This is a genomic window from Rhizobium sp. Root1334 (genome assembly GCF_001426665.1).
In the GTDB taxonomy this organism is placed as follows: Bacteria; Pseudomonadota; Alphaproteobacteria; order Rhizobiales; family Rhizobiaceae; genus Pararhizobium.
Window position 1 is genome coordinate 534,163 of the sequence record NZ_LMEY01000023.1, and the last position, 24,831, is coordinate 558,993.

The following is a 24,831-nucleotide window of genomic DNA, read 5'->3' on the forward strand; positions in this document are numbered from 1 at the left end:
CTGCCCTGTTTCGAGAGCGCCGTCAGGTCTCGAACTGCCGGTAACATTCCTCGGCGATTTGTTGCAGCTTGCTGCGGTTGACTTCGCCGGTGACGGCGTATCCGATACTGCCGTCGATCCAGTAGAAGGTTTCCAGAGAGCCTGCGGATTCGAAACGGAAGCTGGTTTCGGCATTTTCCGGGTTTTTGCCGAGTAGAACCGTCAGCCGCTGGCCGGCAGTGTCCTGATACATCAGCATCGCGCCTGCCTTGCCGTTGACCGGCAATAGCCTGCCGCCGACAAGGGAAAATCCGAGTCCCTTGAGGTCCGGGGCAACCAGCTTGTAATCCAGGCGCTTGCCGAGCCAGGTAACCAGATGATCCTCCTGATCGGCTCCGACTTCGACGGGGTGGCGTTTTTCGCTGGCATAGACAAGGAACGCCGTCTTGGATTGATCAGGCAGGCTGTCGATCGCAGCAGCAGTTTCGACCGTCACTGCCGTCCCCAGCAATTTCTCGCCATAGACACCCGCCGCGGCGCCCGACAGGAAGAGCGTCAACGAAGCGGCAACGAGGGCGGCCCTGCGCCACAAAGACGGCGATGATGTTGCAACAACCGCTGTTGGGGTGTTCAGCAGCGTGCGATCGCTTTCCGTCACTTGGGCATAGCCTGAGAATGCGGCCTTTAATTCGGCCGCCTGTGTCTGCCATTGGCGGACCTCGGCTTCGTCTTCCGGATGACGGTTCAGCCAGAGTTCAATCTCGCGCCGGCGCCCTTCGTCGAGAAGGCCGTCGACATAGGCGTGCAGATCAGCTTCGGTGACCGGTTTGTGATCGTCTGTCATTTCGGTCTCCGGAGTGTCACGATGTTGTTCTCGGCCAGATGCGCGGCCATCTGACGGCGTGCACGCGACAGGCGGGACATGACGGTGCCGATCGGGATCGCCAGCATGTCGGCGACGTCCTGATAGCCGTAGCCCTCGACGACCACGAGCATCAACACTGAACGATGGTCAGGGCTCAGCGCATTCAGTGCCTTCTGCAAGCGGGTCTTTTCCAGGGGATCGCCCGAAACGTCGTCGGCCGTCAGTCCCAGCGTTTCGTCAAACTCGACCGACGGATGCTGGCTGACGTGGCGGTGCCGGTCGCGGTAGAGATTGGTCATGATGGTAAATGCCCATGCACGAAGGTTGACGCCGCGCCATTGGCCGCGGCGGACCAGCACCTTTTCAACGCAATCCTGCAGGAGGTCCTCGCCGTCGCTGTCGGATTTGGCCAGACTGCGGGAATAGCGCCGCAGCGACGGCACCAGCGACAGGATCTGGTTTTCGAAAGTCTCTGTGGAAGGGGGATTTACCCCCTTCGCACGGGCGTCCTGATCAGGGGCGTGCGGCATCCCAGACCTTTCCTACGCCGTCACCGGTGGCGTCGCCCTTTTTCGCGTCCTTGACCCAGAAGTAGAGCGGCATGCCCTTGAGAGCCCATTGTTTCTTGCCATCCTTGCGCTCGACCAGCGTATAGTCGCCATCGGCTGCAGCGGAACCTTCCGCCAGGTACGGCGGCCAGTTGGTGGCGCATTTATCATAGCAGTAGGATTCGCCCTTTTCATCCTTCTTGTAGGTGTAGAGCGTCATGCCGTTTTCAGCTGCAACGACCTTGCCCTTGTCGGTCTCGACGGTCTGGACCGGTGGGGCGGCAAAGGCTGAGGCGGCGGACATCAGGCAAAACGCGGTTGCAAGCGGCAAAAATCTCATTGGATGTGTCCTCTCTGGAGTTCCCGTTCGAACCGCCGTTCAGCCGGTTCGAACATAAGACACATGAGGGCCACTTCTTATTCCCGCTTCAGGCGCAAAAATTATCGCGGCCGTATTGCTTTTGAAGCGACGAAGCGGGCAAGCGAGGGGCCAATTGCCATGATCATCAGCAACCGGGCTGTCTGCAGTGCCATGACGAAAGGCACGTCGACATTGCTGGAGGCGGCGATGATGGCGATCGAGTCCATGCCGCCGGGACTGCTGGCAAGATAGGCCGTCAGCGGATCAATGCCTGCAGCGTGCACGAGAATATAGGCCAACAGGCCGGAAAACCCGATCAGGACGAGGATTGAGATGACCGTCGGTACCAGCGCGCGGCGGGCATGGGCAAGGATCGGACGGGTAAAGCCGAGCCCGATGTTCCAGCCGAGCATGGCATAGCTCAATGCCAGCAGCCATTCGGGGATTTCGATCACCAGCAAACCGCTGACGCTAAGCGCCGAGCCGAGCAGAAACGGCACCAGAAACACACCGGCGGGGATGCGCAGCCATTTACCGAGACAGCCACCCACAAGCGCAAGCGCCAGGGTCTCAAGAAACGGTACGAGGTGGATCGGCCCGAACCAGACGATTTCGGGTCCCGGGCCATCTATCCCAGCCCAGTAGCGCGCCACGATCGAGGCTGCAGCGGCCACGAAAACGACGCGCAGATATTGCATGAAGGCGACCAGCCGGACATCGGCGCCATAGGCGTCGGCCATGACCAGCATCGAGGTGGCAGCGCCCGCCGACGAACCCCAGATTGCCGTGGTGCCGGGCAGGATGTTGAGCTTGCTGATGACGAAGCCGCTGAGCGTACTCATGGCAATGACCGAGAGAACAACGGCGAGGAAGAGCGGCCAGTTTGAAAAGAAGGTCGCCAGAATGCCGGGACGGATGGTTTCGGCGATCATCGTGCCGATCAGCGCCTGCGCGCAGAGAAAGGCCGGGCGCGGCAGCCTTATGGTGCCGCCATTCATGCCGACGATGGCACCCGCTACCATCGGTCCCATCAACAGGGCTGCCGGAATGCCGGTCAGTTCGAGCGCGGCTGCGAGGATTGCGGAGAGAAGAAGCAGAAAGCCCCATTGCATCGGGGTCGTCCATCGGCCGATGCCCGCGGCCACGGAAGCGGACGGGTCTTCGGAAGGTTCAGGCGTCACGTTGGGCACTTTCGAATTGCAGAGGAGGCAGCGCGCCGGGGAGAGGCGGGCGGAGCAACTATTATCACGGGTTATCGCGCCGCGATATGCGTAGGGTGTGGCATTTTCTTGCGGTATCCTGCACTTCAAAGGGAAATTTTGATCCGGGTGGCGGCAAGCTGAACCGCCGATCAACGCGGCGGGGCGCGACAGGCGGCCCCGAATCGGGCAATAGAACAAACATGGAATTCGCACCGCAACAGGATGAGGCCCTCAAGGCCGTTTCACGCTGGTTGAAGGAAGGGCGCTCGCCGCTGTTCCGGCTTTTTGGCTATGCCGGAACCGGAAAGACGACGCTTGCCCGGCATTTCGCCGAGCATGTCGATGGTGATGTTCTCTTCGCGGCCTTTACCGGCAAGGCGGCGCAGGTGCTGCGCTCCAAGGGCGCAAAGAACGCCAAGACCATCCATTCGCTGATCTACCGTCCGCGCGGCGAGGAGGAAGTGTCGGACGAAGAGACCGGCAAGACCTCGATCGCGCCGATGTTCTCGATCAACCGGCAGTCTCCTGTCGCCAAGGCGGCGCTGATCATCATCGATGAATGCTCAATGGTCGATGAGGCGCTCGGCCGCGACCTGATGAGTTTTGGCACGCCTATCCTGGTGCTTGGCGATCCCGGCCAGCTGCCACCGGTCTCGGGTGGCGGTTATTTCACCAATGAGGAACCGGATTATCTGCTGACCGACATTCACCGGCAGGCGCGTGACAACCCGATTATCCAGCTTGCCATGCATGTGCGCGAAGGCAAGGAGATCATGCACGGCGACTACGGCTCGACGGCGAGGATCATCTCCAAGAACGAGGTGACGCAGGAGCTGGTGCTTGGCGCCGATCAGGTCTTGGTGGGGACCAACAAGACCCGCCGCCGCTACAATACACGGCTGCGTGAATTGAAGGGCTTTACCACCGAATATCCGCAATCGGGTGACAAACTCGTCTGCCTGCGCAACGACCCCGCCAAGGGCCTGCTCAACGGCTCGCTGTGGCAGGTGATGACCTCGTCCAAGGAAACAGTGAAGCCCGGCATCAACCTGATGATCCGCCCGGAAGACGACGACATGGATCGGGGGGCGGCCAAGATCAAGCTCTTGAAAACCGCCTTTGAGGATATCGAAGGGGAGATTCCGTGGTCGACGCGCAAGCGTTACGACGAGTTCGATTATGGCTATGCGCTGACGGTGCACAAGGCACAGGGCTCACAGTGGAACAATGTGGTCCTGTTCGATGAAAGCTGGGCTTTTCGCGACACCCGCGAGCGCTGGCTCTACACCGCGATCACGCGCGCGGCCGAGACACTGACAATTGTCCGCTGACACCTATTCGGCGGAAACAAATCCCATCAGCACAGCCTTGGCGACGGCCTGAAAGCGGTTATGACCGTTGAATTTGCGGATGATATCCGATTCAAGCGTCAGGACGGCAGTCAGGTCCATATCCATCATCGTGGCGATCCGGTTTGCCGGATAACCTTCAGCCATGAACACAAGGCACTTTGTCTCGATTGGTGAAAGATGGATGGGGGGCAGGGCGGTGCGCTCTGGATTGTCGCCGTCGGCGGCTGATTCCAGAAGTTCGCTGATCCGCTGCATCTGGCGTCGAAGGATAGACTGCTGAGCAGCGAGTTCCCGTTTTCGCGCGTGCAATGCGTCCTCAAAAATCCGAGCCGCATCCTGCTGACTGGCTGCGGCATTGAGGGCTGCCATCAAATCCTGGATGGTTACGATCGGCATGTCTATTTCGCGGCAGGCATTGATGACGGTCATGCGCCGGATGTCGTCCAGCCCGTAGACACGCATCGGCCCCATTCTATCCGCCGATAGCAGGCCCTTTTCCTCATAGAAATGCAGAGTCCGGTGGGTGACGCCGAAGGCATCCGCCATGTCAGCGATACCGACATGGCTATCCGCTATGGTTCCCGGCAACGGAAGGTGGGGAAGGAAACCGGACGGCTGCCGGCTACCGGATGGAGAAGGATGTGTCTTTCCCTGTTCTCGCATGCTTTGACATAACCCCGCTGGTTAACCTGCGGGAGACATCTCCTGAAGACGGCACTTCGCCTGTGGCGCATCACGATACGCCGCGTGTCCCCTCGGCTGCTCCTCGATGTCATGCACGCCATCCCGGCGGGAAGGATACTCGCAACCATCGTGCTTGCCTGATGAGCGACCAGGCTTTCTCCCACTTGCACAGATAGAATACACGTGCGGCGCGAAGATGAACAGCTAGTAACTTTAGGGATGGAATCTAATATTTCTCAACGGCCTCTGGCGTTTCGCATTGAGGAATACTGTTTTTCGGCGCAATTCATGACGGCTTTTGTTCAGGCGACTACAGGGCGCCCAAATTACCGGATAAGAGTCAGGGGCAGGGCGCCGGCGTTGATCACGAACTTCAGCTTGCGCTGATGATTGATCGACAGTTTTTCCTGGCAGGACTTGGCTTCCTGGAAAGCCTCGCGGGTCTGCTGGTGGCGGTACGCGTCAGTCAGCGCCATGCATTCCATCAGCGGGCTGTCGATTTGCGCTGCACTGGCATAGCGGAAAATATTGCCGTCCGAGGCCAGAACCTTGGCCGCGAGCGCAAGGCTTTCATAAAGAATATCGGCTTCGCTGCTCAACCGCGCGCCATCGATGACCTGGTCGTAGAGAATGTCCGAAGACGCGTCGTTCTTGATCAGGACACGAAGTCCTGCCGGTGATTTCTGCGGTAGAATGGATACGGTGAAAGCGAGTGGATCGGAAACCGGACGCTTCGGCCGCTGCCACAGCACGGCACCTGGCACTGCTGCGATCGTGCGATAATGCGAGGCGGCATTGCGAAACGCATCGGCAAAGCGGCCGGCCGTTCCGCTACGCGGCCATTGTGAGCGAACCGTTATTTTCGGCAGATCATCGGCGAACTTGCGTTCAAGCACCGCGCCGTGCAGGCTCGATTGCGCCGGGATGTTGACGCTCATGGCCGGTGATGACAACGGCACGAAAATCAGAAGTGGCAGTACCGACAAGACGGCCAGTGGTGAGGACAAGGGAGCAGGCAACCAGGAAAAGCGTCTGTTCGCCGCCCGGCGTGGCGGCGTTGCGGCGCGCCCTGAATCTGACTGCTGGGTCTCTGACGTCCGCTGGCGCCTGTATTCGGGGACATAGGTCCCCTTCGGAATATCGATGCGCCAGGGATCCTGAGTGCCTTCACCGGTATAATAGGCTGACAGCAATTTTCGCAGCTTGCCGGCATGGACACGCACCAGAGGGTCGCTATCGGCATTGAAGGCCTGCGGCCGATCGAAGACGTCAATACCGATCGTGTAGCCCTTCAACTGATGGCCCGTACCTTCCATCTCCTTGTCGACGACATATTTGAGAAAGGCACGCAGACGCTCGGAGCGGGAAAAAAGAACGCTCGAAAGCACGCCGTCAAGGGCTTGGCGGATTGCTTGATCGTCCGGTCTCGCGTGCTGCGTCATCATCGTGTTCTCCCCGAAAATACCATCGAGAGCAGCGCTTTCCTATCAGGAGCGAGTGGCGATTGGATTATGTCGAGGCAAAAACGAGGGTTCATTGGTTCCGGCTTGGATGATTCGATGGGTTTTCAGTACTGCCGCTCACCATTCGGGAGTATGGCCTGTACTGTGAGTCTCTATTAGATCGAAGTTTTATCAGTTTGTCAGGTACTGCACTCATTTAACGTGAGTTTTGTCTGAAATAAAGGCGTTGAACAGTCTCCAGACGAATATTGTAACGGAGACGCTTTCTCTGGTGCAGATTTGTTGCGGGGGGGCGGATGAACCGCTAGAAAAGGGCGCCGTAACGACGACGGTATCCTTGGAAGGTGCTGAAATGGCTGCGAAACTCTCCGTGAACCTGAATGCGATCGCGATGCTGCGAAACCGCCGCGATCTTCCGTGGCCGTCCGTTACCGGACTTGGGCAGATTGCGCTAGAGGCGGGTGCAAGTGGTCTGACGGTGCATCCGCGGCCCGACCAGCGGCATATCCGTTTTTCCGATCTGGCGCCCATCCGCGCGCTGATCGACGATCTCTATCCTCAGACCGAATTCAACATGGAAGGTTTTCCGAACGAGGAGTTTTTGCAGCTCGTCGAGCGTCATCAACCGGAGCAGGTAACGCTGGTACCCGACGATCCGGCGCAGGCGACGTCGGACCATGGTTGGGATTTCCGCAAGAACCACAATCTGCTCGGCAATGTCGTCGGACGTTTGAAGAAGGGCGGTTTTCGCGTCTCGCTGTTTGCCGATGGTGATCCGGACCTTGAAGCGCTGACGATCGCCCGGGAAACCGGCGCCGACCGGATCGAGCTTTACACCGGACCTTATGGCGGGTGCTACGACGATCCCGAGCGTGGTGCGGTTCTTTTGGAGGAACTGGGCAACACCGCCGACCTCGCTGCGACCTTAGGCCTCGGGGTCAACGCCGGCCATGACCTGACGGTAGCCAACCTGCCGGCGCTGGCGGCACGGATTTCCAATCTGGCCGAAGTTTCGATCGGCCATGGCCTGACCGCAGATGCGCTGGAATACGGCATGGCGGAAACCGTCCGCCGCTTCTGCCGCGCCTGTGGCCAGGACGTTTGATCGCCATTTGAAGTGGCAAAAAGGGCTCCGAAAGGCGGAGCCCTCTGTTCTTTAACCGAGCAATGCCGCTTTGCTGGCGGTCAGGAAATCTTCGAGCGTGGTCAGTTTCTGGCCCGAGAGCTTGCCTGCATCGTCTGTCACCATGGCGATGTGCCCTTCGCGCGTGTTGGTGTCGAACGACACGACGACGGGGATGATGAAGCCCGGAAGGCCTGCTGCTTTGAGGCCGCCCGCCAGCTGGTCGTCGGTCACATGGACGACTTCCAGCGGCTTGCCGGTAACTTTCGAGACGAGGGCGGCGATTTCATCAACCGTATGCTTCGTTTCACCGGTCAGCGTATAGGTCTTGCTTTCGGCCGAGCCTGACGCGAGCGCGTTTGCCGTCGCCTTGGCGATGTCGCCGCGGGCGATATGGGCGAGCTCTCCCTTGCCGGATGCGCTGTACCATTTGCCTTCGGAAAGTGCATGCGGCAGAGCCATGAACAGGTTCTCCATGTACCAGCCATTGCGCAGGATCGTGTAGGCTATGCCGGTCGCCTTGATCGCATTCTCCGTGCCGAGATGGTCCGGCGCGAAGGGGATGACCGAGGCTTCCGGATTTGGCATCGAGGTATAGAGGATATGCTTGACCCCGGCGCGCTTGGCGGCGGCGACGGCTGCGAGGTGCTGGCGCAGGCGCTTGCCCGGCTCGTCGAGGGCATCGGTGGAAATGATCAGGATGCGGTCGGCGCCCTTGAAGGCTGCATCGAGCGAGGCTGCATCATCGAAGTTTGCGGCACGGGCCTGGACGCCTTTTGCTGCATAGTCCGCGAGTTTTCCGGTATCGCGGCTGGTGGCGATGATATCGGCCGGTGCGACCTTGCCGGAGGCGAGCAAATCGTCGAGCACGAGGCGGCCGAGATTGCCGGTCGCGCCGGTGACGAGAAGAGTTTCGGACATGTTGATTCCTTTGCTTGTCAAATGACGTCGGTTTGTTGCCGAAGCATCCCGTTTGAGATATGGTTCCTAAATGAGACCTTCTCTTAATTCGTCATCGGCGGATCGATGTAAAGGAGGCAGTTTTTTATGCGGTGGTTACAAAAAGGATACCGGGTTCCATGAACAAGATGACCGGCAAGACTGAGGGCGAGCGCGTCATCGTCGTGATGGGCATGGCGTTTTCACAAGCCGACTGTCCGGTGCGTGATGTCATCGACAACATCGGTGGCAAATGGAATACGCTGATGATTCAGGCGTTGGGCGAGGGGCCGATGCGGTTTTCCGCATTGCGCCGGACCATTCCGGATATTTCGCAGCGCATGCTGACCCAGACGCTGCGGGATTTGCAGCGCGACGGTTATATCAGCCGGGAAGTGTTTCCGACCCAGCCGCCCAGCGTCGAATACAGCCTGACCCCGCTTGGTCAGTCGTTTCTGGTGCTGGTCAAGGGGTTGGTCGACTGGTCGATGCAGCATCATCAGGCGATCCGGGCCGCCCGCGCCGAATATGACGCGGTGGCATAACGGCACGGCAGCTTTATCCGCTGGACTGTCCGTTGCGCCCGCTGGTAGAGATGCCGTCTGAGACTATACCCGGATAGGCATGGATGAAACAGCTCGATATTGGCGTGGTCGGGGCCGGGCCGGCAGGATTGGCCGCGGCGTTGTTTCTTTCGCGGGCCGGTCATCGAGTTGAAATTCTCGAACGCTTTGAGACCGCCGCCCCCGTCGGTTCCGGCCTTTTGATGCAGCCGACAGGACTGACTGTTCTCGCCACTCTTGGCCTGTTTGATACCATCCAGTCACTCGGTAACCGGATCGACCGGCTGCACGGCGCCGACGCGATCAGCGGGCGGACGGTTCTGGACGTGCGCTATGATGCGACACCGGGAGGGCGCTATGGCCTTGCGGTGCAGCGGGCGGCTCTGTTCAATACGTTGCATGATGCGGTGGTGGCCGATGGCATCATCACGCGCACGGCAACCCATATCACCGCGACCGAACAGCGTGCTGATCGCGTGATATTGCAGGATGCGACGCGACGGGCGGCGGGCGATTACGATCTGGTCATCGATGCCAGCGGCGCACGTTCGATGCTGGCTGCCGGTTCGACCTCGGCGCCAGCCATTCGCGACCTCACCTATGGCGCCTTCTGGGCGACGCTGGATGGAGCGGGTGCGGTCTATGACCGCACCGCGCTGTCGCAACGTTACGACCAGGCCAGGGTGATGATCGGTCTATTGCCGGCAGGCCGCGCGACGGTCGGTGATCCGGATAAGGTGGCGTTCTTCTGGAGCCTGAAGATCGCCGATGTCGAGGCGGTCAAGGCAGGCGGGCTCAATCGCTGGAAGACGGTAATTGGCGACTATTGGCCGGAATGCCAGCCGTTTCTCGACCAGATCCATGATTGGGACCAACTGACTCTGGCACGTTATGCTCATCGGACCGCACTGCCGCCCTATAGCGGCAATGTCGTCTTCATTGGTGACAGTGCTCATTCGACCAGCCCGCAACTGGGACAGGGCGCAAACATGGCTCTACTTGATGCGGCAGCGCTCAACCATGCGCTGGCCAACTCCGCCGATATCCCCTCTGCACTGACGGCCTATGCACGCGCCCGGCGTAATCATGTGCGGCTGTTCCAGATGCTGTCGCTCGCCTTCACGCCATTCTACCAGTCGGATTCAGCCGCGATTGCCTGGGTGCGCGACCGGCTCGTCTCGACCATTGCCAAGCTGCCGCCGATGCCCGGGCTTTTGGCCGCGATCGTTGCGGGCACCGTGATCGATCCGTTCAAATCCGCCGGTTTGACGGAGTACGGCTGGCTTTCCCTGCCGTATCACGCTGGCGGTGTCACGCCGGCAGTTGCCGCCGTCAGATCCAGCGCCCAGGTCTGACCGTTCAAATCCTTGCCGAACGAATGGTGCGCCTCTTCCTTTTCGAGTGTGAACCCGGCAGCGACATAGATGCGACGCGCAGCGCTCAGGATATCGTTGGTCCAGAGTTCAAGACGCCGGTAACCACAGTCTCTGGCAAAACCGATGCATTCGTTGACCAGCTTTGAACCGAGACCATGTCCACGCGCTGCCGCATCGACGTGCAGAAGGCGAAGCTTAGCCGTGTCTTCGGTGCTGCCTTTGACGAGAAAAATGCTGCCCAGGAACGTACCGTTGCGTTCGGCAATCCAGCAGCGTTCGCGGGCGGGGTCGAAATTGCGGATGAAGGCGGCGCAGATTTCCGCGACCAGCGCCTCATACTCACCGTTCCACCCATAGGTTTCGGCATAGGCCTTTGCCTGGCTGGAGATCACCATGCCCATGTCGCCGATCTGATGCGGCCGAATGGTGACGGGGGCAGGAGTGTCGCCGGACAGCAGGGTCTGTACAGACGCCATGGCTGCGCCCAGGTCCCGGCGGCCATTTTCGGTAATCGGTTCCAGAAGGGCGACGATGCGCTGGCGCGAGCGCTGTGCCAGATCGGTGGCAACACCCCGGCCGCGCAGGGTCAATTGCAGCAGGCGGCCACGGCCGTCAGCCGGATCTCGCATCGTTTCGAGAAGGCCGGCATCGCTGAAGGATTTTAGCATGCGGCTGAGATAGGCCGGATCTAGCGAAAGCTCCTCCGTCAGCCGGGACGCCGAGGTGGTACCGTGGGCCGCGAGTTCATAGATGACGCGTGCCTCGGTGAGCGTATAGGGCGTCTCCATGAAGGCGCGGTCGAGAACGCCGATTCGGTTGGTATAAAACCGGTTGAAGGCGCGGATCTGCTCGATCTCGTCATCGCCGATATCGGCAAAGGCTTGGTATGATGGTGTGAGGTGTGACATGGCATTCTCCTTGGGATGCCATGATCGCAATTTAATTGACTGAGTCAAGTATTTTCGAGTGGACCTCAGGCGGCCCGTTTGCCGCTTTGCGAAACGCCTTCAAGTGCGAATTCGACGGCCGCTTCGGCATGGATCGCAGTGGAATCGAAGCCCGGCAGTGGCAGGTTCTTCGGATCGAGGATCAGGCATATTTCGGTACAACCAAGAATGATGGCATCGGCGCCATCGCTTTTTGCCCGTTCGATCACGGCCATAAGTGCCTGCCGCGAACTGTCGAGAACCGAGCCTGCGCACAGTTCGTTGAAGATGATGTCGTGGACGAGCATCCGATCTTCAGCATTCGGAACCATGATATCCAGACCGTCTGCGGCCATACGGCTGGTATAGAAGCCGTGTTCCATCGTGTAGCGCGTGGCAAGCAGCAGCGGCCGTTTGATGCCGGCGGCCTTCATCAAGGCGGCCGTTTCGTCGATAATGTTGATCAGCGGCACGGTAATTGACGCCTGAACCTCATCGGCGATCAGGTGCATCGTGTTGGTGCAGATCACTACGCAAGACGCGCCCGCCGCTTCCAGGCCCTGGGCCACTTCGGACAGACACTTGGCGGCGTCGTCCCAGCGGCCGGACTTCTGCATGTCGACGATGGTCTGAAAATCGACAGAATGCAGCAGGACTTCGGCAGAATGCATGCCGCCCAGCCGTTCGCGCACGGCCTCGTTGATCATCCGGTAATAGATTGCCGAGCTTTCAAAGCTCATTCCACCGATGAGGCCGATCTTGCGCATGATGCCGTTCCCTGTGTTTGTTGATGCCGTGATTGTCGCCGAAGCGGCGCCGAAAGAGTTCGCTTTGTTGGATGATACCCCGATATTTTGCGCGTATTTTTTGCACGCGTTATATTCTTGACGCAAATATTTCCTGAGTGTTCCGTTGAGATGAGGAGAATAGGGCGTGCTGGACGAAAGGGACCGGAAGATTCTGTCTTTGCTGCAGGAAGACGCCGGCCTGTCGATTTCCGCCTGTTCGCACCCTATCCAGCGCCTGGATGAGACCGGTTGTGTCGCTCCCCGGATCGCTGTTCTCGATCGCGCCAAAATGGGTGTGCCGACCACGGTCTATGCCCTGATCAAGATGGCCCATCATGCCGACGACTGGATCGGCACCTTCCGCAAGGTGATTACCGATATTCCCGAGATTGTCGTGGCGCACTGGCTGACCGGCAATTGCGATTATATTCTCAAGGTGCTGCTGCCGCGTGTCGAGCACTATGACGTGATCTACAAGCAGATCGCCCGCAAGGTCGAGCTGTTGGACGTCTCGGCTTCGATCTCGATGGAAATCCTCAAGAGTGGCATGGCCTTGCCGGTGGAGTATGCGCGCTAGGTGAAGGCGGTGAATGCGCCGTCACCTAGCGCAGAGGTGCCATGCCGAAAGCGCAGTTGTGTATCGGCTGCGGCAGCGTAGAAATTGTACCCGAAACAGGAGATACGATCATGCCGCACGAAAACCTGCACCATGTCGTTGTCGTCGGTGGCGGGTTCGGTGGCCTGCAGCTGGCCAAGGATCTCAAGGGCGCGCCCGTCAGGATCACCCTGATCGACCGGCGCAATCATCATCTCTTCCAGCCGCTGCTCTATCAAGTGGCAACCACCCTTCTGGCGACCTCCGAAATTGCCTGGCCGATCCGCCGGGTGTTTCGCGACCGGCCGGAGGTCACCACGCTTCTGGCCGAGGTGGACAGTGTTGATCCGGCGGCGAAGACGCTGGCGCTGAGGGGCGGCGAGAGCATTGGCTACGATACGCTGGTGTTGGCAACCGGGGCGACGCATGCCTATTTCGGCCGGGACGAGTGGGAACCGGTCGCGCCGGGTCTGAAAACACTGGAAGACGCCACCACCATTCGCCGCCGCCTGCTTTTGGCTTTCGAGCAGGCCGAGATGGAAACCGATCCTGACGCACGGGCCGCCCTTTTGACCTTCACCATCGTTGGTGCAGGACCGACCGGCGTCGAGCTCGCGGGTATCATTGCCGAGCTGGCGCATGTCACCCTGCCGCAGGAATTCCGCAACATCGATACGCGCAAGACCCGGGTGATTCTCGTCGAGGCGGGGCCGCGGGTGCTGGCGGGTTTTGCCGAGGAGCTATCGGCCTATGCGCAGACTGCGCTCGAAAAGCTTGGTGTCGAGGTTCATCTCGGTGAGCGGGTAACGGACTGCACGGCACGCGGCGTCATGATCGGCGAACGTTTTATCGGCAGCCGCACGATTGTCTGGGCGGCCGGTGTTCAGGCTTCGCCGGCCGCTGAATGGCTCGGCGTTACTGCAGACAGGGCGGGCCGCGTCATTGTCGGGAAAGATTTGAGCGCACCGGGCTTTCCTGATGTCTTTGTCGTTGGCGACACCGCCTCCGTCGTTCAGGATGATGGCAGACCGGTGCCGGGCATCGCGCCCGCAGCCAAGCAGCAGGGCGCCTATGTGGCAAAGGTCATCAAGGGGCGGTTGGCGCAAAAACCGGCGCTGCCACCTTTCCGTTATCGTCATCAGGGCAGCCTTGCGACCATCGGGCGCCGGTCGGCGATCATCGATTTCGGCCGGTTCAAGCTGAAGGGTGCCTTGGCATGGTGGATCTGGGGGATCGCCCATATCTACTTCCTCATCGGTACGCGCAGCCGCTTCGTCGTCGCCTGGAGCTGGCTGTGGATCTATCTGAGCGGTCAGCACACGGCGCGGTTGATCACACAGAAGGAAACGCTGCAGCTTGCTTCGCCGAATGGTGGCAAAGCCGGATAAACCTGATCCGGATATGTAACCGTGCTACTTGCGGCCATCCGGTGATGGACGGCCGCAAGCAATCGGCCATTACGGAATGATCCGCTGGGCCCGCATCTCGCGAAACACCGACAGGAACATCTCGTCGGTTTGCACATAGTCATGAAACCCCAGCCGCCGTGCCTTGGTGCCGTCGGCAAAGAAATCATAGTTCCAGCTGAACACCGCATCGCCGAACCCCCAGGAGGAGACGGCCTCATAGGGATGATCGGCGAGCCCGTATTTCTCCTTCATCCTGGACCAGAGCGCTGCCTTGTCCGCCATCACCACGTTGAGAGACATCGGCAGTGGCGCTGCCGTCTCCATCTCGAAGAACCGGGCGATCTTTGGCCACATCTCGTTCCAGCGGAACAGGTCGCCATTGGTGATGTTGAAGGCCTGATTGGCGCATTGCGGATTGGTGGCGGCCCAGACCGTTGCCCTCGCCAGAAGGCCGGCGTCGGTCATTTCCAGCAGCGTATCGTAAGCGCCGGGTTTGCCGGGAAAGCGCAAGGGAAGCCCGAGTTCCTTCGACATCGACGCATAGAGACCGATGACCATCGCCAAGTTCATCGGATTGCCGGTGGCAACGCCGATGACGACGGAAGGCCGCAGCGCTGACCAGGTCCAGGATTTTCCCTGCTGTTGCTTCTGCAGAAAGGCCTGCTGGTCCATGTTGAATTCGGGCGGCATGTGATTGTCTTCGTCTTCGCGCGCTGGCGTCTTGAAGGGGCCGAGATGGGCGCCATAGACCTTGTAGCCCTGCATCAGGCTGACATGGGCAAGGTTTGGCGCCACCTTCTCGACAGCCGTGACGACGTTGACCAGCATGGCGAGATTAGGCTCGACCAGTTCGGCCCAGGTCGGGCGGTCCTGATAGGCGGCGTAGAAAATGTGAGTCACTTCTGAGAGATCGGCGAGTTTGTTGAAGCAATCTGCCGGGTCGAGCAGGTCGACGGAAATGTGCCGGATCTTACCGGTCGATATGCCGCCGCGCCGAGAGAGGCCGATGACGGACCAGTCTTCCAATGTTTCCAGATGGCGGGCGAGATTGCCGCCGATGACGCCCTGGGCGCCGACGATAAGGGCTGTTTTGTGCTGGTTCATGACAGTCTCCTGATGTGTATGTGCATCAGATATGGACGCGCACCGATTTGAGAACTAGACAACGATAAGGCACAGGATTTGTGAGGTGAGGGCACAATGGCGCGGCTGGATATCAATCGCTCCGGCGAGATGGAAGTATTTGTCCGGGTGGTCGATCTCGGTGGCTTTTCGGCTGCCGCCCGCGATTTCGCCATGACGCCTTCGGCGGTGAGCAAGTTGGTGACCCGGCTGGAAAACCGGCTGAACGCGCGGCTGGTCAACCGCTCGACCCGCAAGCTGCAACTGACGCCAGAAGGTTGCCGCTATTACGAACACGGTGTGCGAGTGCTGGCCAAACTGGATGAAGCCGAGCGCGCGGCTGCTAATGACGACAGCCCAAGTGGCCGCATTCGTGTCAGCACCAATGTCCCGTTTGGCCGCCATCTGCTGTTGCCGGTTCTGCCTGATTTTTTGGCGCAGTTTCCGGATGTGTCATTCGACCTGGTGCTGACCGATCATGTCGTCGATCTCATGGAGGATCGCACCGATATCGCCATCCGGGCAGGGCCGCTGAAGAGTTCGGCGCTGATGGCGCGAAAATTGGGTACGGTGAAAATGCATATCGCCGCGGCACCTGCCTATCTCGCGCGCAAGGGGCTGCCCAAACATCCGGACGATCTGGCAGGGCACAACCTGCTTGGCCCCAAATATGTCCGCGCCAGCGGCGGCTGGCCATTTTCCGTTGACGGTGCCGATCTGACGGTCAAGCCGGCCGGCAGCATTCAGGCAAGCGACGGTGAAGCGTTGCGGGAATTGGCGCTGGCCGGTGCAGGATTGGCACGGCTCGCCGGTTTTCAGGTACGGGACGATTTCAGCCGCGGCACGCTGGTTCCGGTGCTGGAGAGTTACACGTCCTCAGACAGCGAGGAGGTTCACGCGATCTTTCTCGGCCAGGGTGGCCATATGCCGGCGCGGGTGCGGGTATTTCTCGATTTCCTCGCCGAGCGGTGCCGTGTGGGCTGAGTTTTAGGCAACGCCGTCGCTTGCAACCCCGGGCGCTACGGTCGAGAGGGCAATCGCGGCGGCCGTTGCGATGACGTCAAAGCGCATGGTGTCATCTTCTGCCGCCGATCAATTGTTGATGCTGATCACCGCCCAGTGGGATGAACTGCAATCGCTGTTTTCACAGACATTGCTCATCCAGACCGCGCCATCCGCCAGCATGACGCCGTCGCTGTTGACGAAGAGCTGGCTGTAGGTCTGGCCTGCAACGGCGTCGCGCGTATCTTGCGTTACCAGCGTGTCGAAATTCTCGATAAAATCATCGGCGCTCTGGATTTCATAGCTTTCGCCATTCGCCGCCACTCGCAGCGGATATTCGGCAAGCCCGGCGATCGTTGCTGCGTCGCTGTTGCCCATCGCTTCCACGAGGCTGAGCAACGGCTCGTTCAGATCTCCGGCATTGCCATGCAGGGATTCAATCCTGTTGTAGACGTCTTCATCGGACTGAGCGGCGGCAGTGATTGGGAACAAGGCAAGGGCGGACGACAGGAGCAGGGCGGCAATATGCAGGCGGGGCATGAAAACTCCGGGATATAGGGTGTCTGAAGCCGCACACTAACCGACCATATGTTGAAACGGAACGGGATCGGATTGCGTGGAGGTGTCCATTTTTGGTGCTGGTATCCGTTATTATCTCAACGTTTGATGGGGCATCGATATTCGCGAGGTGCAAGGTTTGTTTTCGGGTATCTCCGAGTGTCGAAATCTCTTTCCTGTGGGCTTGACCGGCTCCCGGCTTTGCGGCATAAGCGGCGAACCGTACCGTACGGTACTGTTATTGGAGACGATTTCGTGCAGCTTGCCGCCCACCCACATCAGCCGGATTATTCGCCGCGCCAGAACGACGTTCTGGACAGCGCGTTGCGTCTGCTGGTCGATGGTGGCGAAAAGGCGCTGACGACGGCGGGCGTGGCACGCGCCGCCAACTGCTCGAAGGAAAGCCTGTACAAATGGTTCGGCGATCGCGATGGGCTTTTGTCGGCAATGATCGGCTTTCAGGCGAGCAAGGTCCGCACATTTGATGATACCGCCGAAACACTGACGGCCGAGACGTTGCAGGAGCATCTGGTGCTGTTTGCCCGTGATCTGCTGGAGGTTCTGGCTGGCGATGTGTCGCTGGCGCTGAACCGTCTGGCGATCGGGCAGGCGAGCCGCGATGGCTCCAAGCTTGGCTCCATGCTGCAGGAGCGCGGCCGCCGCCAGATCGGCAAACGGGCCGGCGCGCTTTTGGAAGCAGGGCGTTACGCTGGGCTTCTGGTGTTCGAAGACCGCGACGACGCCTATGATACGCTGTACGGCCTGATCGTCTCCGATCTGCATCTGCGCATGCTGCTCGGTGAAGACAGCGGCCGCATGGCCAAGGATTTCGGCCGCAGGGCAGAGAAGGCAGTGTCTGCCTTCCTTCGCCTCTACGGCAGTGAAAAGAGTTCGGCGTAGCCTCAAGGGCAGCCGGAAGAGTTTTAGAAGACAAGCAAAGGGAAGGAAATTACAATGCGCGTCTATTACGATCGTGATGCTGATCTCAACCTCATCAAGTCCAAGAACGTCGTTATCGTCGGTTACGGTAGCCAAGGCCGCGCTCACGCGCTGAACCTGAAGGATTCGGGCGCCAACAACGTCGTCATCGCTCTGAAGGCCGGTTCGCCGACGATCAAGAAGGCCGAAGCCGATGGTTTCAAGGTCATGACCGTTGCCGAAGCCGCCAAGTGGGGCGACCTGTTGATGATGGCGACGCCTGACGAACTCCAGGCCGACATCTACAAGGCCGACATCGCCGGCAACATCCGTGACGGCGCAGCCATCGCTTTTGCCCACGGCCTCAACGTTCATTTCGGCCTGATCGAGCCGAAGGATACGCTCGACGTCGTCATGATCGCACCGAAGGGCCCTGGCCACACGGTTCGCGGCGAATACCAGAAGGGCGGCGGCGTTCCTTGCCTGGTTGCCGTTGAGAAGAACGCATCCGGTAACGCGCTTGACCTCGCTCTCTCCTACGCCTGCGGCGTTGGCGGCGGCCGTTCGGGCATCATCGAGACCAACTTCAAGGAAGAGTGCGAAACCGACCTCTTCGGCGAACAGGTCGTTCTCTGCGGCGGTCTCGTTGAGCTGATCCGCGCCGGTTTCGAAACGCTGGTCGAAGGCGGCTATGCGCCGGAAATGGCTTACTTCGAGTGCCTGCACGAAGTGAAGCTGATCGTCGACCTGATTTATGAAGGCGGCATCGCCAACATGAACTACTCGATCTCCAACACGGCCGAGTGGGGCGAATACGTCTCGGGTCCGCGCATCATCACAGCTGAAACGAAGGCTGAAATGAAGCGCGTTCTCACCGACATCCAGACCGGCAAGTTCACCTCCGACTGGATGCAGGAATACCGTTCGGGAGCAGCCCGGTTCAAGGGCATCCGCCGCATGAACGACAACCACCAGATCGAAGAAGTCGGCGCCAAGCTGCGCGGCATGATGCCATGGATCGGCAAGAACAAGCTGGTCGACAAGGCCAAGAACTAATATTTGCTGCAGAGCAAAATTAGCGCATTGCACTTGCGTAATACTGAAGAGGCCGGGACATTTCTCCCGGCCTTTTTCGTGTCCGCAAGTAATATTTGGAACATTATCGCTTTTGGAGTATTCTATCTATGAGGAGGATACTGCGATGACAACGTTCTTCTACCATTTTGCCATTTTTGATGCTTTCATCGTCGGGGCCATCGTGCTGCTCGTCGGCTTGAGCATGTTTGGACATCACGAAGCCTGACGGCTTCACCCGGAAACGCTTTGGTCCGGATGGGCACATTGATAGCGGTAGAATCGATCGCGGCAACAAACGCGCCAGACGATCAGAGTGCGATGTGCTTTGGGTTGCGCCACCTTCAATGGGGACATTCGCCGCATTTTCGCGGTTTTTCAACGTCTTTCCAAGTCAGCGCTTTTGAGCAGAAAGTGCATCTTCTCATCAAAGTATAGGTCAGCATTATTGACTTAATAAGCTTGGCATGATGTGCTCCGTAAAAAGCATAATCTGAGGAAACTTCCATGCTCGATTGGGAAAATATCTTCGCGACGCGGTCTTCACGGATGCGCGCCTCGGAAATCCGCGAACTGTTGAAACTGCTGGACCGGCCGGACATCATCTCCTTTGCCGGTGGTATCCCGGATCCGGCGCTGTTTCCGGATGAAGAATTCAAGGCCGCCTATGCCGAAATCTTCGGCGGACCGACGGTCAGTGCAGCGTTGCAATATTCGGTCAGCGAAGGTTATCTGCCGCTGCGTCAATGGCTCGCGGGCCGCATGGCCGCCATCGGCATTCCCTGCGAGCCGGAAAACATCCTGATCACCTCGGGCTCACAGCAGGCGCTCGATTATCTCGGAAAGCTGTTCCTGTCGCCCAACGATACGGCGCTGGTTACCTGGCCGACCTATCTTGGCGCGTTGCAGGCATTCAATGCCTATGAGCCGTCCTACGACCAACTGTCGCCAGCCGGCAACCGTACGCCGCAGGCCTACCGCGATGTCGCCGCGCAAGCGGGTGGACGGGTAAAATTCGCCTATATGTCTGCCGAATTTGCCAATCCGACCGGAGAAACGCTCGATCTGGCTGCACGTGAAAAGGTTCTCGATCTCGCTGAGGAACTCGACATTGCCGTGATCGAGGACGCTGCCTATCAGTCGCTGCGTTACGATGGCGAAGCTGTTCCGCCGATGCTGGCGTTGGAAATCGCCCGCAAGGGTTCGATCAACGAGACCCGGACGATCTATTGCGGCAGCTTCTCCAAGACGTTGGCACCCGGCCTGCGCGTCGGTTTCGTGGTTGCGGCCATGCCGATCATCCGCAAGCTGGTGCTGATGAAGCAGGCTGCCGACCTGCATTCCTCGACCATCAACCAGATGGCCATCTGCCACGTTGCCGAACGCGGTTTCGATGCACAGGTCAACAAGATCCGTGCCGTTTACAGCAAGCGACGCGACGCGATGCTGGCAGCACTCGCAAAATACATGCCGAAGGGCGTCAGCTGGACGGTCCCGGAAGGCGGCATGTTCGTCTGGCTGACCTTGCCCACCGGCATGGATGGAGCCGATCTTCTGGCAAAATCGCTGGTTTCGGCAAAGGTCGCCTTCGTGCCCGGTAAGGCGTTTTTTGCCGATGGCTCTGGCGCCAACACCCTTCGCGTCAGCTTCTCCTGCGCCGACGAGGCGATGATCAAGGAGGGGATTTCCCGCCTCGGTAGCCTGATCGGCGAAGAAGCCGCAGTGCTTGCCGCCTAATTATGAGAAGCTCTGCTGCGGGTTTGAGGCAGAGATAGAGATCGTGCGATAAAGAGCAGTTGCGTGGCTGTTTTAAGCTGCGTGGCTGTTCTAAATGCCGGGTTGGATACCCCACAATTTGTCGCGCAAGTCACGATCGGACAAAATTGCGTCGTTCAACCGGTCGAGACCCACTTGGCCGACAAGTGTTTTACGGCCTGACAAAAGCGAGACACCGAGCCCCGCACTTCCATTCGGCAGTGTGTAGCCGAGAGCCTCCAGGAGGGTCGGGTAAGCATCGACCATTGTCGCAGCAGTTGCATTCAAACTCGGGGTGATCCCATCCTTGAGGATGATGAAGGTGTTTCGGCGCTCCTTACTCTTCAATTGACGGAAGATTTCGTTGCGCATGGCAAGGTGGTCGCTCTGGACAACGACAACGGTGTTCTCAAGCAGGCCAGCCTTGGCCGCTTTGTCGATAAAAGCTTCGGTGAGCTTGTTTGTGCAGTAGAACGCCTGCAGTGTTTGATTTGGAAGCGACATGACGTCAGCATCGGCGAGGCAACTGCGCGAGATGTAGCCTTTGGGGCTATGCCCTCCAATTGTCGTCACCGTTAAACCAAAGGGTTTTTTTCCGCTGGAAAGAGTCGTGATTTCCTTGAATGCGGCATCGAACAAATCCTCGTCGTCGATTCCCCAAGGATTGATTCGCATTCCGAACGTGGTGACTGGTGTTGGGTAATGTGCGCCAATTTCTCCATATCCAAGACCCTTGTGATAATTGTGTGCAGCCACAAATCCATCGGTGCCTGCGAACTCCAGCATTGCGCCTTTCATGAACGTCAGCGCGTAGCCATCGCGCGCTAGAATATCGCTGAGGCACACGGCCTCTGGAAGCAGGGCGTTGACATGACCAAAGTCATTGCGGTCGATCGTGCCCAGACCAAGCAGAGGCGTGCCGCAGTAACTGGCGACATGACCGGCTAGCGTCCAGTTTGTTTTTTCCGATTCAGTGATACCGGTGGCGGAGAACCCAAGGGCTTCCAAACGTTTCAAAGGCGTCGACGTCTTTCCAAAAAGGCTTTCATCCCAAAGGGTTCTTTCAGTACTTTCAAGATAAATATGGATGAGATTTGGTTGCCGGCCTTGCGGCTTGATTGCCATTGATGGTTCGCTGAAATGGTGTATCAGGCTCAACTGATCTGACGCGTACGCGCGCATCAGATAGTTGCCAATGCCAAAGGTAAAGGGATTGAATACAAGAAGCGGAACAGCAATCAGACCACCAAACATCTGCATTCGACGATGACCACGCGCGGCCTGCCGCCAGCAAACATAAATCAGGGCGAACGGGAGCATTTCTAGCAGAATCTGGAAAGCGACCGAAATCATGACGCCTTTTGATTCCATCTCATATTGAAAGTGAAACAGAATGGGTGCGGGGGAGAAGTGGCCGAAAATCTGGATGAAAACGCACCAGATCATCAGCATCGCCACCGGGATAAGTGGAAGCCACCATCCTATGGTCGGATGTCCGTTTGCAAATCGGCGGCCAAAGCCCAGCGCTAGCAGGATCAGAAATGAGGTGGGAACCCGTAAAAGATAAGATTCGGGTCTTCATCAACAACCTTCAAGGCGATGTTCAAGACGGCAATTGTAAAAATTGCCGCCCAGATCATCCAATAGGAACGGGTAGGCTCGGATCGATCTGATCCCCACAGCTTGAGCATTATGAAATTTTCCGCAATCTCAGATGGTCTTTATGTTGCGGGAATGTATGTGGTGATTACTAACGATAGGTTGAAATTTCAACCGGAAATATTTCGTTGAGCGGAGAGGTGGTAGAATGTAACAGCCCAGGCTGCTCTGGCGCAGGATACGGCAGGCGTGATGTTCGGCCTGCCCTAACGCCGCATTGGAGTCGGCCCGGTTTCTCCTGATGCTGATAAGCCCACACTGGATGAGAAAGCCGTCGATATACCAGTCCTTTCGTCGCTAGTCCGCCGATACTTAGTCTCCATCTGCGAGGCAGGCGATCGCCGCCTCGTAGATCACGTCCGGCAAAACTTCGAATGTATAGGGCATGTGGACGCGCTCCCATTTCTGATGGTAGTCGCGTCCCCATGGCCCGATATTGACCACCGGGTAGGACAGAAGCCCGTCCGGTGCCTTGTCGGTGAACGCCGAGCAGGGGGTGTTGCCAGACAGAAGCTCAGTCTGTCCAGCCGCCGGACGGTGGCCGAAGAAGCTCATGTCCGAGATGCCGGCGAAGAACTGTTTGGCTTTGATGCTTGTCCCATGCCGGTTCGCGCAGGTTTCGGCGGCGGCCATGATGTTTCGTTCGAAGATTGTTCCCTGATCCCCGGCACTGTCCAGATGCACGCGCGGATAGTGCAGAGTCGAGAACCCGACAATAACCAGCGGTCCTTCGAGACCGGCTTCCGTCAGCGTCGCTGCGACGATCTGACGGGTGATCGAGAGCGGGTCTTCACCACTCGCCAGGGATTGATCGAGCGCCTTCAGACGGCTGGCGGCAGCCTCTCCGCCGTGGGAGACCGCGAGTTCGTATAGCTCGGCGTAAGTAAGGATCTGTCCCTCATGTCTTTCCGCGCGGCCTGAGCCTTGACGCTCGAAGAAGGCCTTAGCATTCCTTTCCTGAGCATCGAGCGCTGTGCGCATGGCGGATGCGGCAAGCACTTGGAATTCGGACAGAACATCTTCCGGTGTGCGTCGGTGTGTCAGCCAGTTGAACGACAGCCAGACATGGGCCGGTGTCGTCACTTCATAACCGTGGCGCACGTCCTTTGCCTCGAGGCAAACCGGCGCCGGTGAAATTTCGCCATGCGCCTCGTCACAAAGGGTGCTGTTGGTTTCCATGGCTCGCATGATCTCGGCGCTGATCAGATGGGCGCTGACGCCATCGAAGGCATAACCGGCATGGGTGGGGCGGCCGGCGACGAAGGCAAAAGGCGAGAATTTACCGACCGAGCCGAGATAGACGGCGCGGCCTTCTTCGCCATCACCGTCATCGCCGCTGGCATCCAGATTGATGCCGCCGATAATGTCGATGTCGAATTTTTCCGCGATCGCGGGCAGGGCGTCACGCAAGGCCCGCATGCCGCGCGAACGGTTCTCTTCATCCGGCGTCGCAACGAACAGCAGATTGCCGGGCGCGTCAGCCAGTTCGGCAAAACGCTCCAATGCGGCGATGCCGGCGGCAAGGCCGCTCTTCATGTCGAGCAAGCCACGGCCAGCCAGGAAGTCGCCGCTCACGAGATCGGTCAATGCCTTGTCTTCAGCCGGATTGCGGGTTTTGGCCGTCAGTTCGTCGATCAATGCCTTTGTCAGCGCCTCTGGCTCACAGGCAAGCGATACCAGCGAACTGTAGTTGGCAATCGATACGGTATCGAAATGGCCTGCGAGAACCAGGCAGCGCCGGCCCTTGCCACGCACCAGCGCCAGCACGTTTTGCCGGGCGGGAGTGCCGTGGCTGTCGAGCGCCAGCAGGTTTTCCGGGTTCTGGCGGAAATAGGGTGTAGCGCCAAACAGCGCCATCAAGCGGCCCGAGAACGCGGCTTCGCCATCGCTTTCCGTGACGCTCGGCCACCGGGTCATTTCGATGGAAAGCTCGCCGGTCCGTGACAGGCTGTTGCGGAGAGGTGAGCGGTCGGCAGACGGCATTTCGGGCGATCCTCTAGCGATTCGAATAGACCCCGGCGAAGAGGTTGACGAACTCTAGCGGGCGGCTCGATGAAGCGAAATGGCAAGATTATGGAAATTTGCTTGATATTTTTGACGAAATGACAGGATATGTTGGCATAATGATCAATGGATTGATGTCATGGACAGTACCGACCGCCGTTTGCTGGCGATCCTCAGAACCGACGGCCGGGCCTCGATCTCGAAACTGGCCGAGCTGTTGAAAATATCACGCGGCACGGTGCAGAACCGCATCGACCGGTTGACTGCCGAGGGCGTCATCGCCGGCTTCACCGTGCGGATCGCCGCAGCCGAGGACCCGCACGCGGTCCGCGCCGTCATGCTGATCGAGATCACCGGCCAGAAAACCGTTTCGGTGGTCAAGACGTTGCGCGGTATCGCGGAAATTCGTGCCTTGCATACGACCAACGGTGCCTGGGATCTGGTTGCCGAAATCGAAACGGAGAACCTTGCCGAATTCGATCGCGTCCTGCGCCATGTCCGGGCGCTGGAGGGGGTGTCCAAGTCGGAAACCAGCCTGTTGCTGACAACGATTTGAGGCTGGGCCC

General features: G+C 58.9%; 24 protein-coding genes. 11 read left to right on the forward strand and 13 right to left on the reverse strand.

What is annotated here, in order from left to right; translation table 11 throughout:
• Positions 1-22: 22 nt before the first annotated feature.
• The 4 genes from ASD36_RS20965 to ASD36_RS20980 form a co-directional block, all read right to left on the reverse strand.
• Positions 23-823, reverse strand: a complete 801-nt coding sequence (locus ASD36_RS20965; RefSeq protein ID WP_060506128.1) for an anti-sigma factor — start codon at positions 821-823, stop codon at positions 23-25.
• Positions 820-1,374: an RNA polymerase sigma factor gene (locus tag ASD36_RS20970; RefSeq protein ID WP_060506129.1), complete on the reverse strand. Its 555-nt coding sequence runs from the start codon at positions 1,372-1,374 to the stop codon at positions 820-822. The genes ASD36_RS20965 and ASD36_RS20970 overlap by 4 nt, the downstream gene beginning before the upstream one ends.
• Positions 1,358-1,732, reverse strand: coding sequence for a hypothetical protein (locus tag ASD36_RS20975; RefSeq protein ID WP_060506130.1), 375 nt, complete (start codon positions 1,730-1,732; stop codon positions 1,358-1,360). Before ASD36_RS20975 ends, ASD36_RS20970 begins: the two co-directional genes overlap by 17 nt.
• A gap of 101 nt (positions 1,733-1,833) precedes the next feature.
• Complete coding sequence (locus tag ASD36_RS20980; protein WP_082512291.1) at positions 1,834-2,865, reverse strand: AbrB family transcriptional regulator; 1,032 nt, start codon at positions 2,863-2,865, stop codon at positions 1,834-1,836.
• 290 nt (positions 2,866-3,155) lie between these two features.
• On the opposite strand from ASD36_RS20980, the gene ASD36_RS20985 reads away from it, so the two are divergent.
• On the forward strand, positions 3,156-4,286 hold the full coding sequence (locus tag ASD36_RS20985; RefSeq protein WP_060506131.1) for an ATP-dependent RecD-like DNA helicase: 1,131 nt from the start codon (positions 3,156-3,158) through the stop codon (positions 4,284-4,286).
• A gap of 3 nt (positions 4,287-4,289) precedes the next feature.
• Here the strand turns inward: ASD36_RS20985 and ASD36_RS20990 are convergent, their stop codons facing one another.
• Both ASD36_RS20990 and ASD36_RS20995 read right to left on the reverse strand, forming a co-directional pair.
• Positions 4,290-4,853 (reverse strand): MerR family transcriptional regulator, encoded by a 564-nt coding sequence (locus ASD36_RS20990; RefSeq protein ID WP_244482343.1) that lies wholly within the window; start codon positions 4,851-4,853, stop codon positions 4,290-4,292.
• 464 nt (positions 4,854-5,317) lie between these two features.
• Positions 5,318-6,436, reverse strand: coding sequence for a hypothetical protein (locus ASD36_RS20995; protein WP_060506133.1), 1,119 nt, complete (start codon positions 6,434-6,436; stop codon positions 5,318-5,320).
• A 370-nt stretch (positions 6,437-6,806) separates the two neighbouring features.
• On the opposite strand from ASD36_RS20995, the gene ASD36_RS21000 reads away from it, so the two are divergent.
• Positions 6,807-7,559 carry a pyridoxine 5'-phosphate synthase gene (locus ASD36_RS21000; RefSeq protein WP_060506134.1) on the forward strand — a complete coding sequence of 251 codons (753 nt, stop codon included), beginning with the start codon at positions 6,807-6,809 and terminating at the stop codon, positions 7,557-7,559.
• 51 nt (positions 7,560-7,610) lie between these two features.
• Here the strand turns inward: ASD36_RS21000 and ASD36_RS21005 are convergent, their stop codons facing one another.
• A complete protein-coding gene (locus tag ASD36_RS21005) occupies positions 7,611-8,498 on the reverse strand; it encodes an SDR family oxidoreductase (protein WP_060511788.1) in 888 nt (295 codons plus the stop codon).
• Between the two features lie 158 nt (positions 8,499-8,656).
• Here ASD36_RS21005 and ASD36_RS21010 point away from each other — a divergent pair, with 158 nt between their 5' ends.
• Positions 8,657-9,061, forward strand: a complete 405-nt coding sequence (locus ASD36_RS21010; protein WP_060506136.1) for a helix-turn-helix domain-containing protein — start codon at positions 8,657-8,659, stop codon at positions 9,059-9,061.
• 83 nt (positions 9,062-9,144) lie between these two features.
• On the forward strand, positions 9,145-10,434 hold the full coding sequence (locus ASD36_RS21015) for an NAD(P)/FAD-dependent oxidoreductase (RefSeq protein WP_082512280.1): 1,290 nt from the start codon (positions 9,145-9,147) through the stop codon (positions 10,432-10,434).
• On the opposite strand, the gene ASD36_RS21020 is transcribed toward ASD36_RS21015, so the two are convergent.
• Together ASD36_RS21020 and ASD36_RS21025 are read right to left on the reverse strand one after the other, a co-directional pair.
• A complete protein-coding gene (locus ASD36_RS21020; RefSeq protein WP_060506137.1) occupies positions 10,377-11,363 on the reverse strand; it encodes a helix-turn-helix domain-containing GNAT family N-acetyltransferase in 987 nt (328 codons plus the stop codon). The two genes, ASD36_RS21015 and ASD36_RS21020, sit on opposite strands and share 58 nt — an antisense overlap.
• A 65-nt stretch (positions 11,364-11,428) precedes the next feature.
• Positions 11,429-12,148: an aspartate/glutamate racemase family protein gene (locus ASD36_RS21025; protein WP_060506138.1), complete on the reverse strand. Its 720-nt coding sequence runs from the start codon at positions 12,146-12,148 to the stop codon at positions 11,429-11,431.
• 166 nt (positions 12,149-12,314) lie between these two features.
• On the opposite strand from ASD36_RS21025, the gene ASD36_RS21030 reads away from it, so the two are divergent.
• Positions 12,315-12,746, forward strand: coding sequence for an Lrp/AsnC family transcriptional regulator (locus ASD36_RS21030; RefSeq protein WP_060506139.1), 432 nt, complete (start codon positions 12,315-12,317; stop codon positions 12,744-12,746).
• A gap of 110 nt (positions 12,747-12,856) precedes the next feature.
• Positions 12,857-14,152, forward strand: a complete 1,296-nt coding sequence (locus tag ASD36_RS21035; protein WP_060506140.1) for an NAD(P)/FAD-dependent oxidoreductase — start codon at positions 12,857-12,859, stop codon at positions 14,150-14,152.
• 69 nt (positions 14,153-14,221) lie between these two features.
• On the opposite strand, the gene ASD36_RS21040 is transcribed toward ASD36_RS21035, so the two are convergent.
• Entirely contained in the window at positions 14,222-15,277 is a 1,056-nt protein-coding gene (locus ASD36_RS21040) for an SDR family oxidoreductase (RefSeq protein ID WP_060506141.1), read from the reverse strand.
• A 96-nt stretch (positions 15,278-15,373) separates the two neighbouring features.
• Here ASD36_RS21040 and ASD36_RS21045 point away from each other — a divergent pair, with 96 nt between their 5' ends.
• On the forward strand, positions 15,374-16,279 hold the full coding sequence (locus tag ASD36_RS21045; RefSeq protein ID WP_060506142.1) for a LysR family transcriptional regulator: 906 nt from the start codon (positions 15,374-15,376) through the stop codon (positions 16,277-16,279).
• A 108-nt stretch (positions 16,280-16,387) separates the two neighbouring features.
• On the opposite strand, the gene ASD36_RS21050 is transcribed toward ASD36_RS21045, so the two are convergent.
• Positions 16,388-16,837, reverse strand: a complete 450-nt coding sequence (locus ASD36_RS21050) for a hypothetical protein (RefSeq protein WP_060506143.1) — start codon at positions 16,835-16,837, stop codon at positions 16,388-16,390.
• Positions 16,838-17,110: 273 nt separating this feature from the next.
• Here ASD36_RS21050 and ASD36_RS21055 point away from each other — a divergent pair, with 273 nt between their 5' ends.
• From ASD36_RS21055 to ASD36_RS21065, 3 genes are all read left to right on the forward strand, one after another.
• Positions 17,111-17,755 (forward strand): TetR/AcrR family transcriptional regulator, encoded by a 645-nt coding sequence (locus tag ASD36_RS21055; protein ID WP_060506144.1) that lies wholly within the window; start codon positions 17,111-17,113, stop codon positions 17,753-17,755.
• 54 nt (positions 17,756-17,809) lie between these two features.
• Entirely contained in the window at positions 17,810-18,829 is a 1,020-nt protein-coding gene (ilvC, locus tag ASD36_RS21060) for a ketol-acid reductoisomerase (RefSeq protein ID WP_060506145.1), read from the forward strand.
• 525 nt (positions 18,830-19,354) lie between these two features.
• Positions 19,355-20,584, forward strand: coding sequence for a PLP-dependent aminotransferase family protein (locus ASD36_RS21065; RefSeq protein ID WP_060506146.1), 1,230 nt, complete (start codon positions 19,355-19,357; stop codon positions 20,582-20,584).
• Between the two features lie 90 nt (positions 20,585-20,674).
• On the opposite strand, the gene ASD36_RS21070 is transcribed toward ASD36_RS21065, so the two are convergent.
• On the reverse strand, positions 20,675-22,054 hold the full coding sequence (locus ASD36_RS21070; protein ID WP_060506147.1) for a sulfatase-like hydrolase/transferase: 1,380 nt from the start codon (positions 22,052-22,054) through the stop codon (positions 20,675-20,677).
• Between the two features lie 519 nt (positions 22,055-22,573).
• Positions 22,574-24,244, reverse strand: coding sequence for a M20/M25/M40 family metallo-hydrolase (locus ASD36_RS21075; RefSeq protein ID WP_060506148.1), 1,671 nt, complete (start codon positions 24,242-24,244; stop codon positions 22,574-22,576).
• A 160-nt stretch (positions 24,245-24,404) separates the two neighbouring features.
• Here ASD36_RS21075 and ASD36_RS21080 point away from each other — a divergent pair, with 160 nt between their 5' ends.
• Positions 24,405-24,821, forward strand: a complete 417-nt coding sequence (locus ASD36_RS21080; RefSeq protein ID WP_060506149.1) for an Lrp/AsnC family transcriptional regulator — start codon at positions 24,405-24,407, stop codon at positions 24,819-24,821.
• Positions 24,822-24,831 lie beyond the last annotated feature (10 nt).

Bases quoted from the DNA above. Each gene is read 5' to 3' on its own strand.
- ASD36_RS20965 (WP_060506128.1), bottom strand. From the start codon at position 823: ATGACAGACGATCACAAACCGGTCACCGAAGCTGATCTGCACGCCTAT.
- ASD36_RS20970 (WP_060506129.1), bottom strand. From the start codon at position 1,374: ATGCCGCACGCCCCTGATCAGGACGCCCGTGCGAAGGGGGTAAATCCC.
- ASD36_RS20975 (WP_060506130.1), bottom strand. From the start codon at position 1,732: ATGAGATTTTTGCCGCTTGCAACCGCGTTTTGCCTGATGTCCGCCGCC.
- ASD36_RS20980 (WP_082512291.1), bottom strand. From the start codon at position 2,865: ATGCAATGGGGCTTTCTGCTTCTTCTCTCCGCAATCCTCGCAGCCGCG.
- ASD36_RS20985 (WP_060506131.1), top strand. From the start codon at position 3,156: ATGGAATTCGCACCGCAACAGGATGAGGCCCTCAAGGCCGTTTCACGC.
- ASD36_RS20990 (WP_244482343.1), bottom strand. From the start codon at position 4,853: ATGGCGGATGCCTTCGGCGTCACCCACCGGACTCTGCATTTCTATGAG.
- ASD36_RS20995 (WP_060506133.1), bottom strand. From the start codon at position 6,436: ATGATGACGCAGCACGCGAGACCGGACGATCAAGCAATCCGCCAAGCC.
- ASD36_RS21000 (WP_060506134.1), top strand. From the start codon at position 6,807: ATGGCTGCGAAACTCTCCGTGAACCTGAATGCGATCGCGATGCTGCGA.
- ASD36_RS21005 (WP_060511788.1), bottom strand. From the start codon at position 8,498: ATGTCCGAAACTCTTCTCGTCACCGGCGCGACCGGCAATCTCGGCCGC.
- ASD36_RS21010 (WP_060506136.1), top strand. From the start codon at position 8,657: ATGAACAAGATGACCGGCAAGACTGAGGGCGAGCGCGTCATCGTCGTG.
- ASD36_RS21015 (WP_082512280.1), top strand. From the start codon at position 9,145: ATGAAACAGCTCGATATTGGCGTGGTCGGGGCCGGGCCGGCAGGATTG.
- ASD36_RS21020 (WP_060506137.1), bottom strand. From the start codon at position 11,363: ATGTCACACCTCACACCATCATACCAAGCCTTTGCCGATATCGGCGAT.
- ASD36_RS21025 (WP_060506138.1), bottom strand. From the start codon at position 12,148: ATGCGCAAGATCGGCCTCATCGGTGGAATGAGCTTTGAAAGCTCGGCA.
- ASD36_RS21035 (WP_060506140.1), top strand. From the start codon at position 12,857: ATGCCGCACGAAAACCTGCACCATGTCGTTGTCGTCGGTGGCGGGTTC.
- ASD36_RS21040 (WP_060506141.1), bottom strand. From the start codon at position 15,277: ATGAACCAGCACAAAACAGCCCTTATCGTCGGCGCCCAGGGCGTCATC.
- ASD36_RS21045 (WP_060506142.1), top strand. From the start codon at position 15,374: ATGGCGCGGCTGGATATCAATCGCTCCGGCGAGATGGAAGTATTTGTC.
- ASD36_RS21050 (WP_060506143.1), bottom strand. From the start codon at position 16,837: ATGCCCCGCCTGCATATTGCCGCCCTGCTCCTGTCGTCCGCCCTTGCC.
- ilvC (WP_060506145.1), top strand. From the start codon at position 17,810: ATGCGCGTCTATTACGATCGTGATGCTGATCTCAACCTCATCAAGTCC.
- ASD36_RS21065 (WP_060506146.1), top strand. From the start codon at position 19,355: ATGCTCGATTGGGAAAATATCTTCGCGACGCGGTCTTCACGGATGCGC.
- ASD36_RS21070 (WP_060506147.1), bottom strand. From the start codon at position 22,054: ATGCTGATGATCTGGTGCGTTTTCATCCAGATTTTCGGCCACTTCTCC.
- ASD36_RS21075 (WP_060506148.1), bottom strand. From the start codon at position 24,244: ATGCCGTCTGCCGACCGCTCACCTCTCCGCAACAGCCTGTCACGGACC.
- ASD36_RS21080 (WP_060506149.1), top strand. From the start codon at position 24,405: ATGGACAGTACCGACCGCCGTTTGCTGGCGATCCTCAGAACCGACGGC.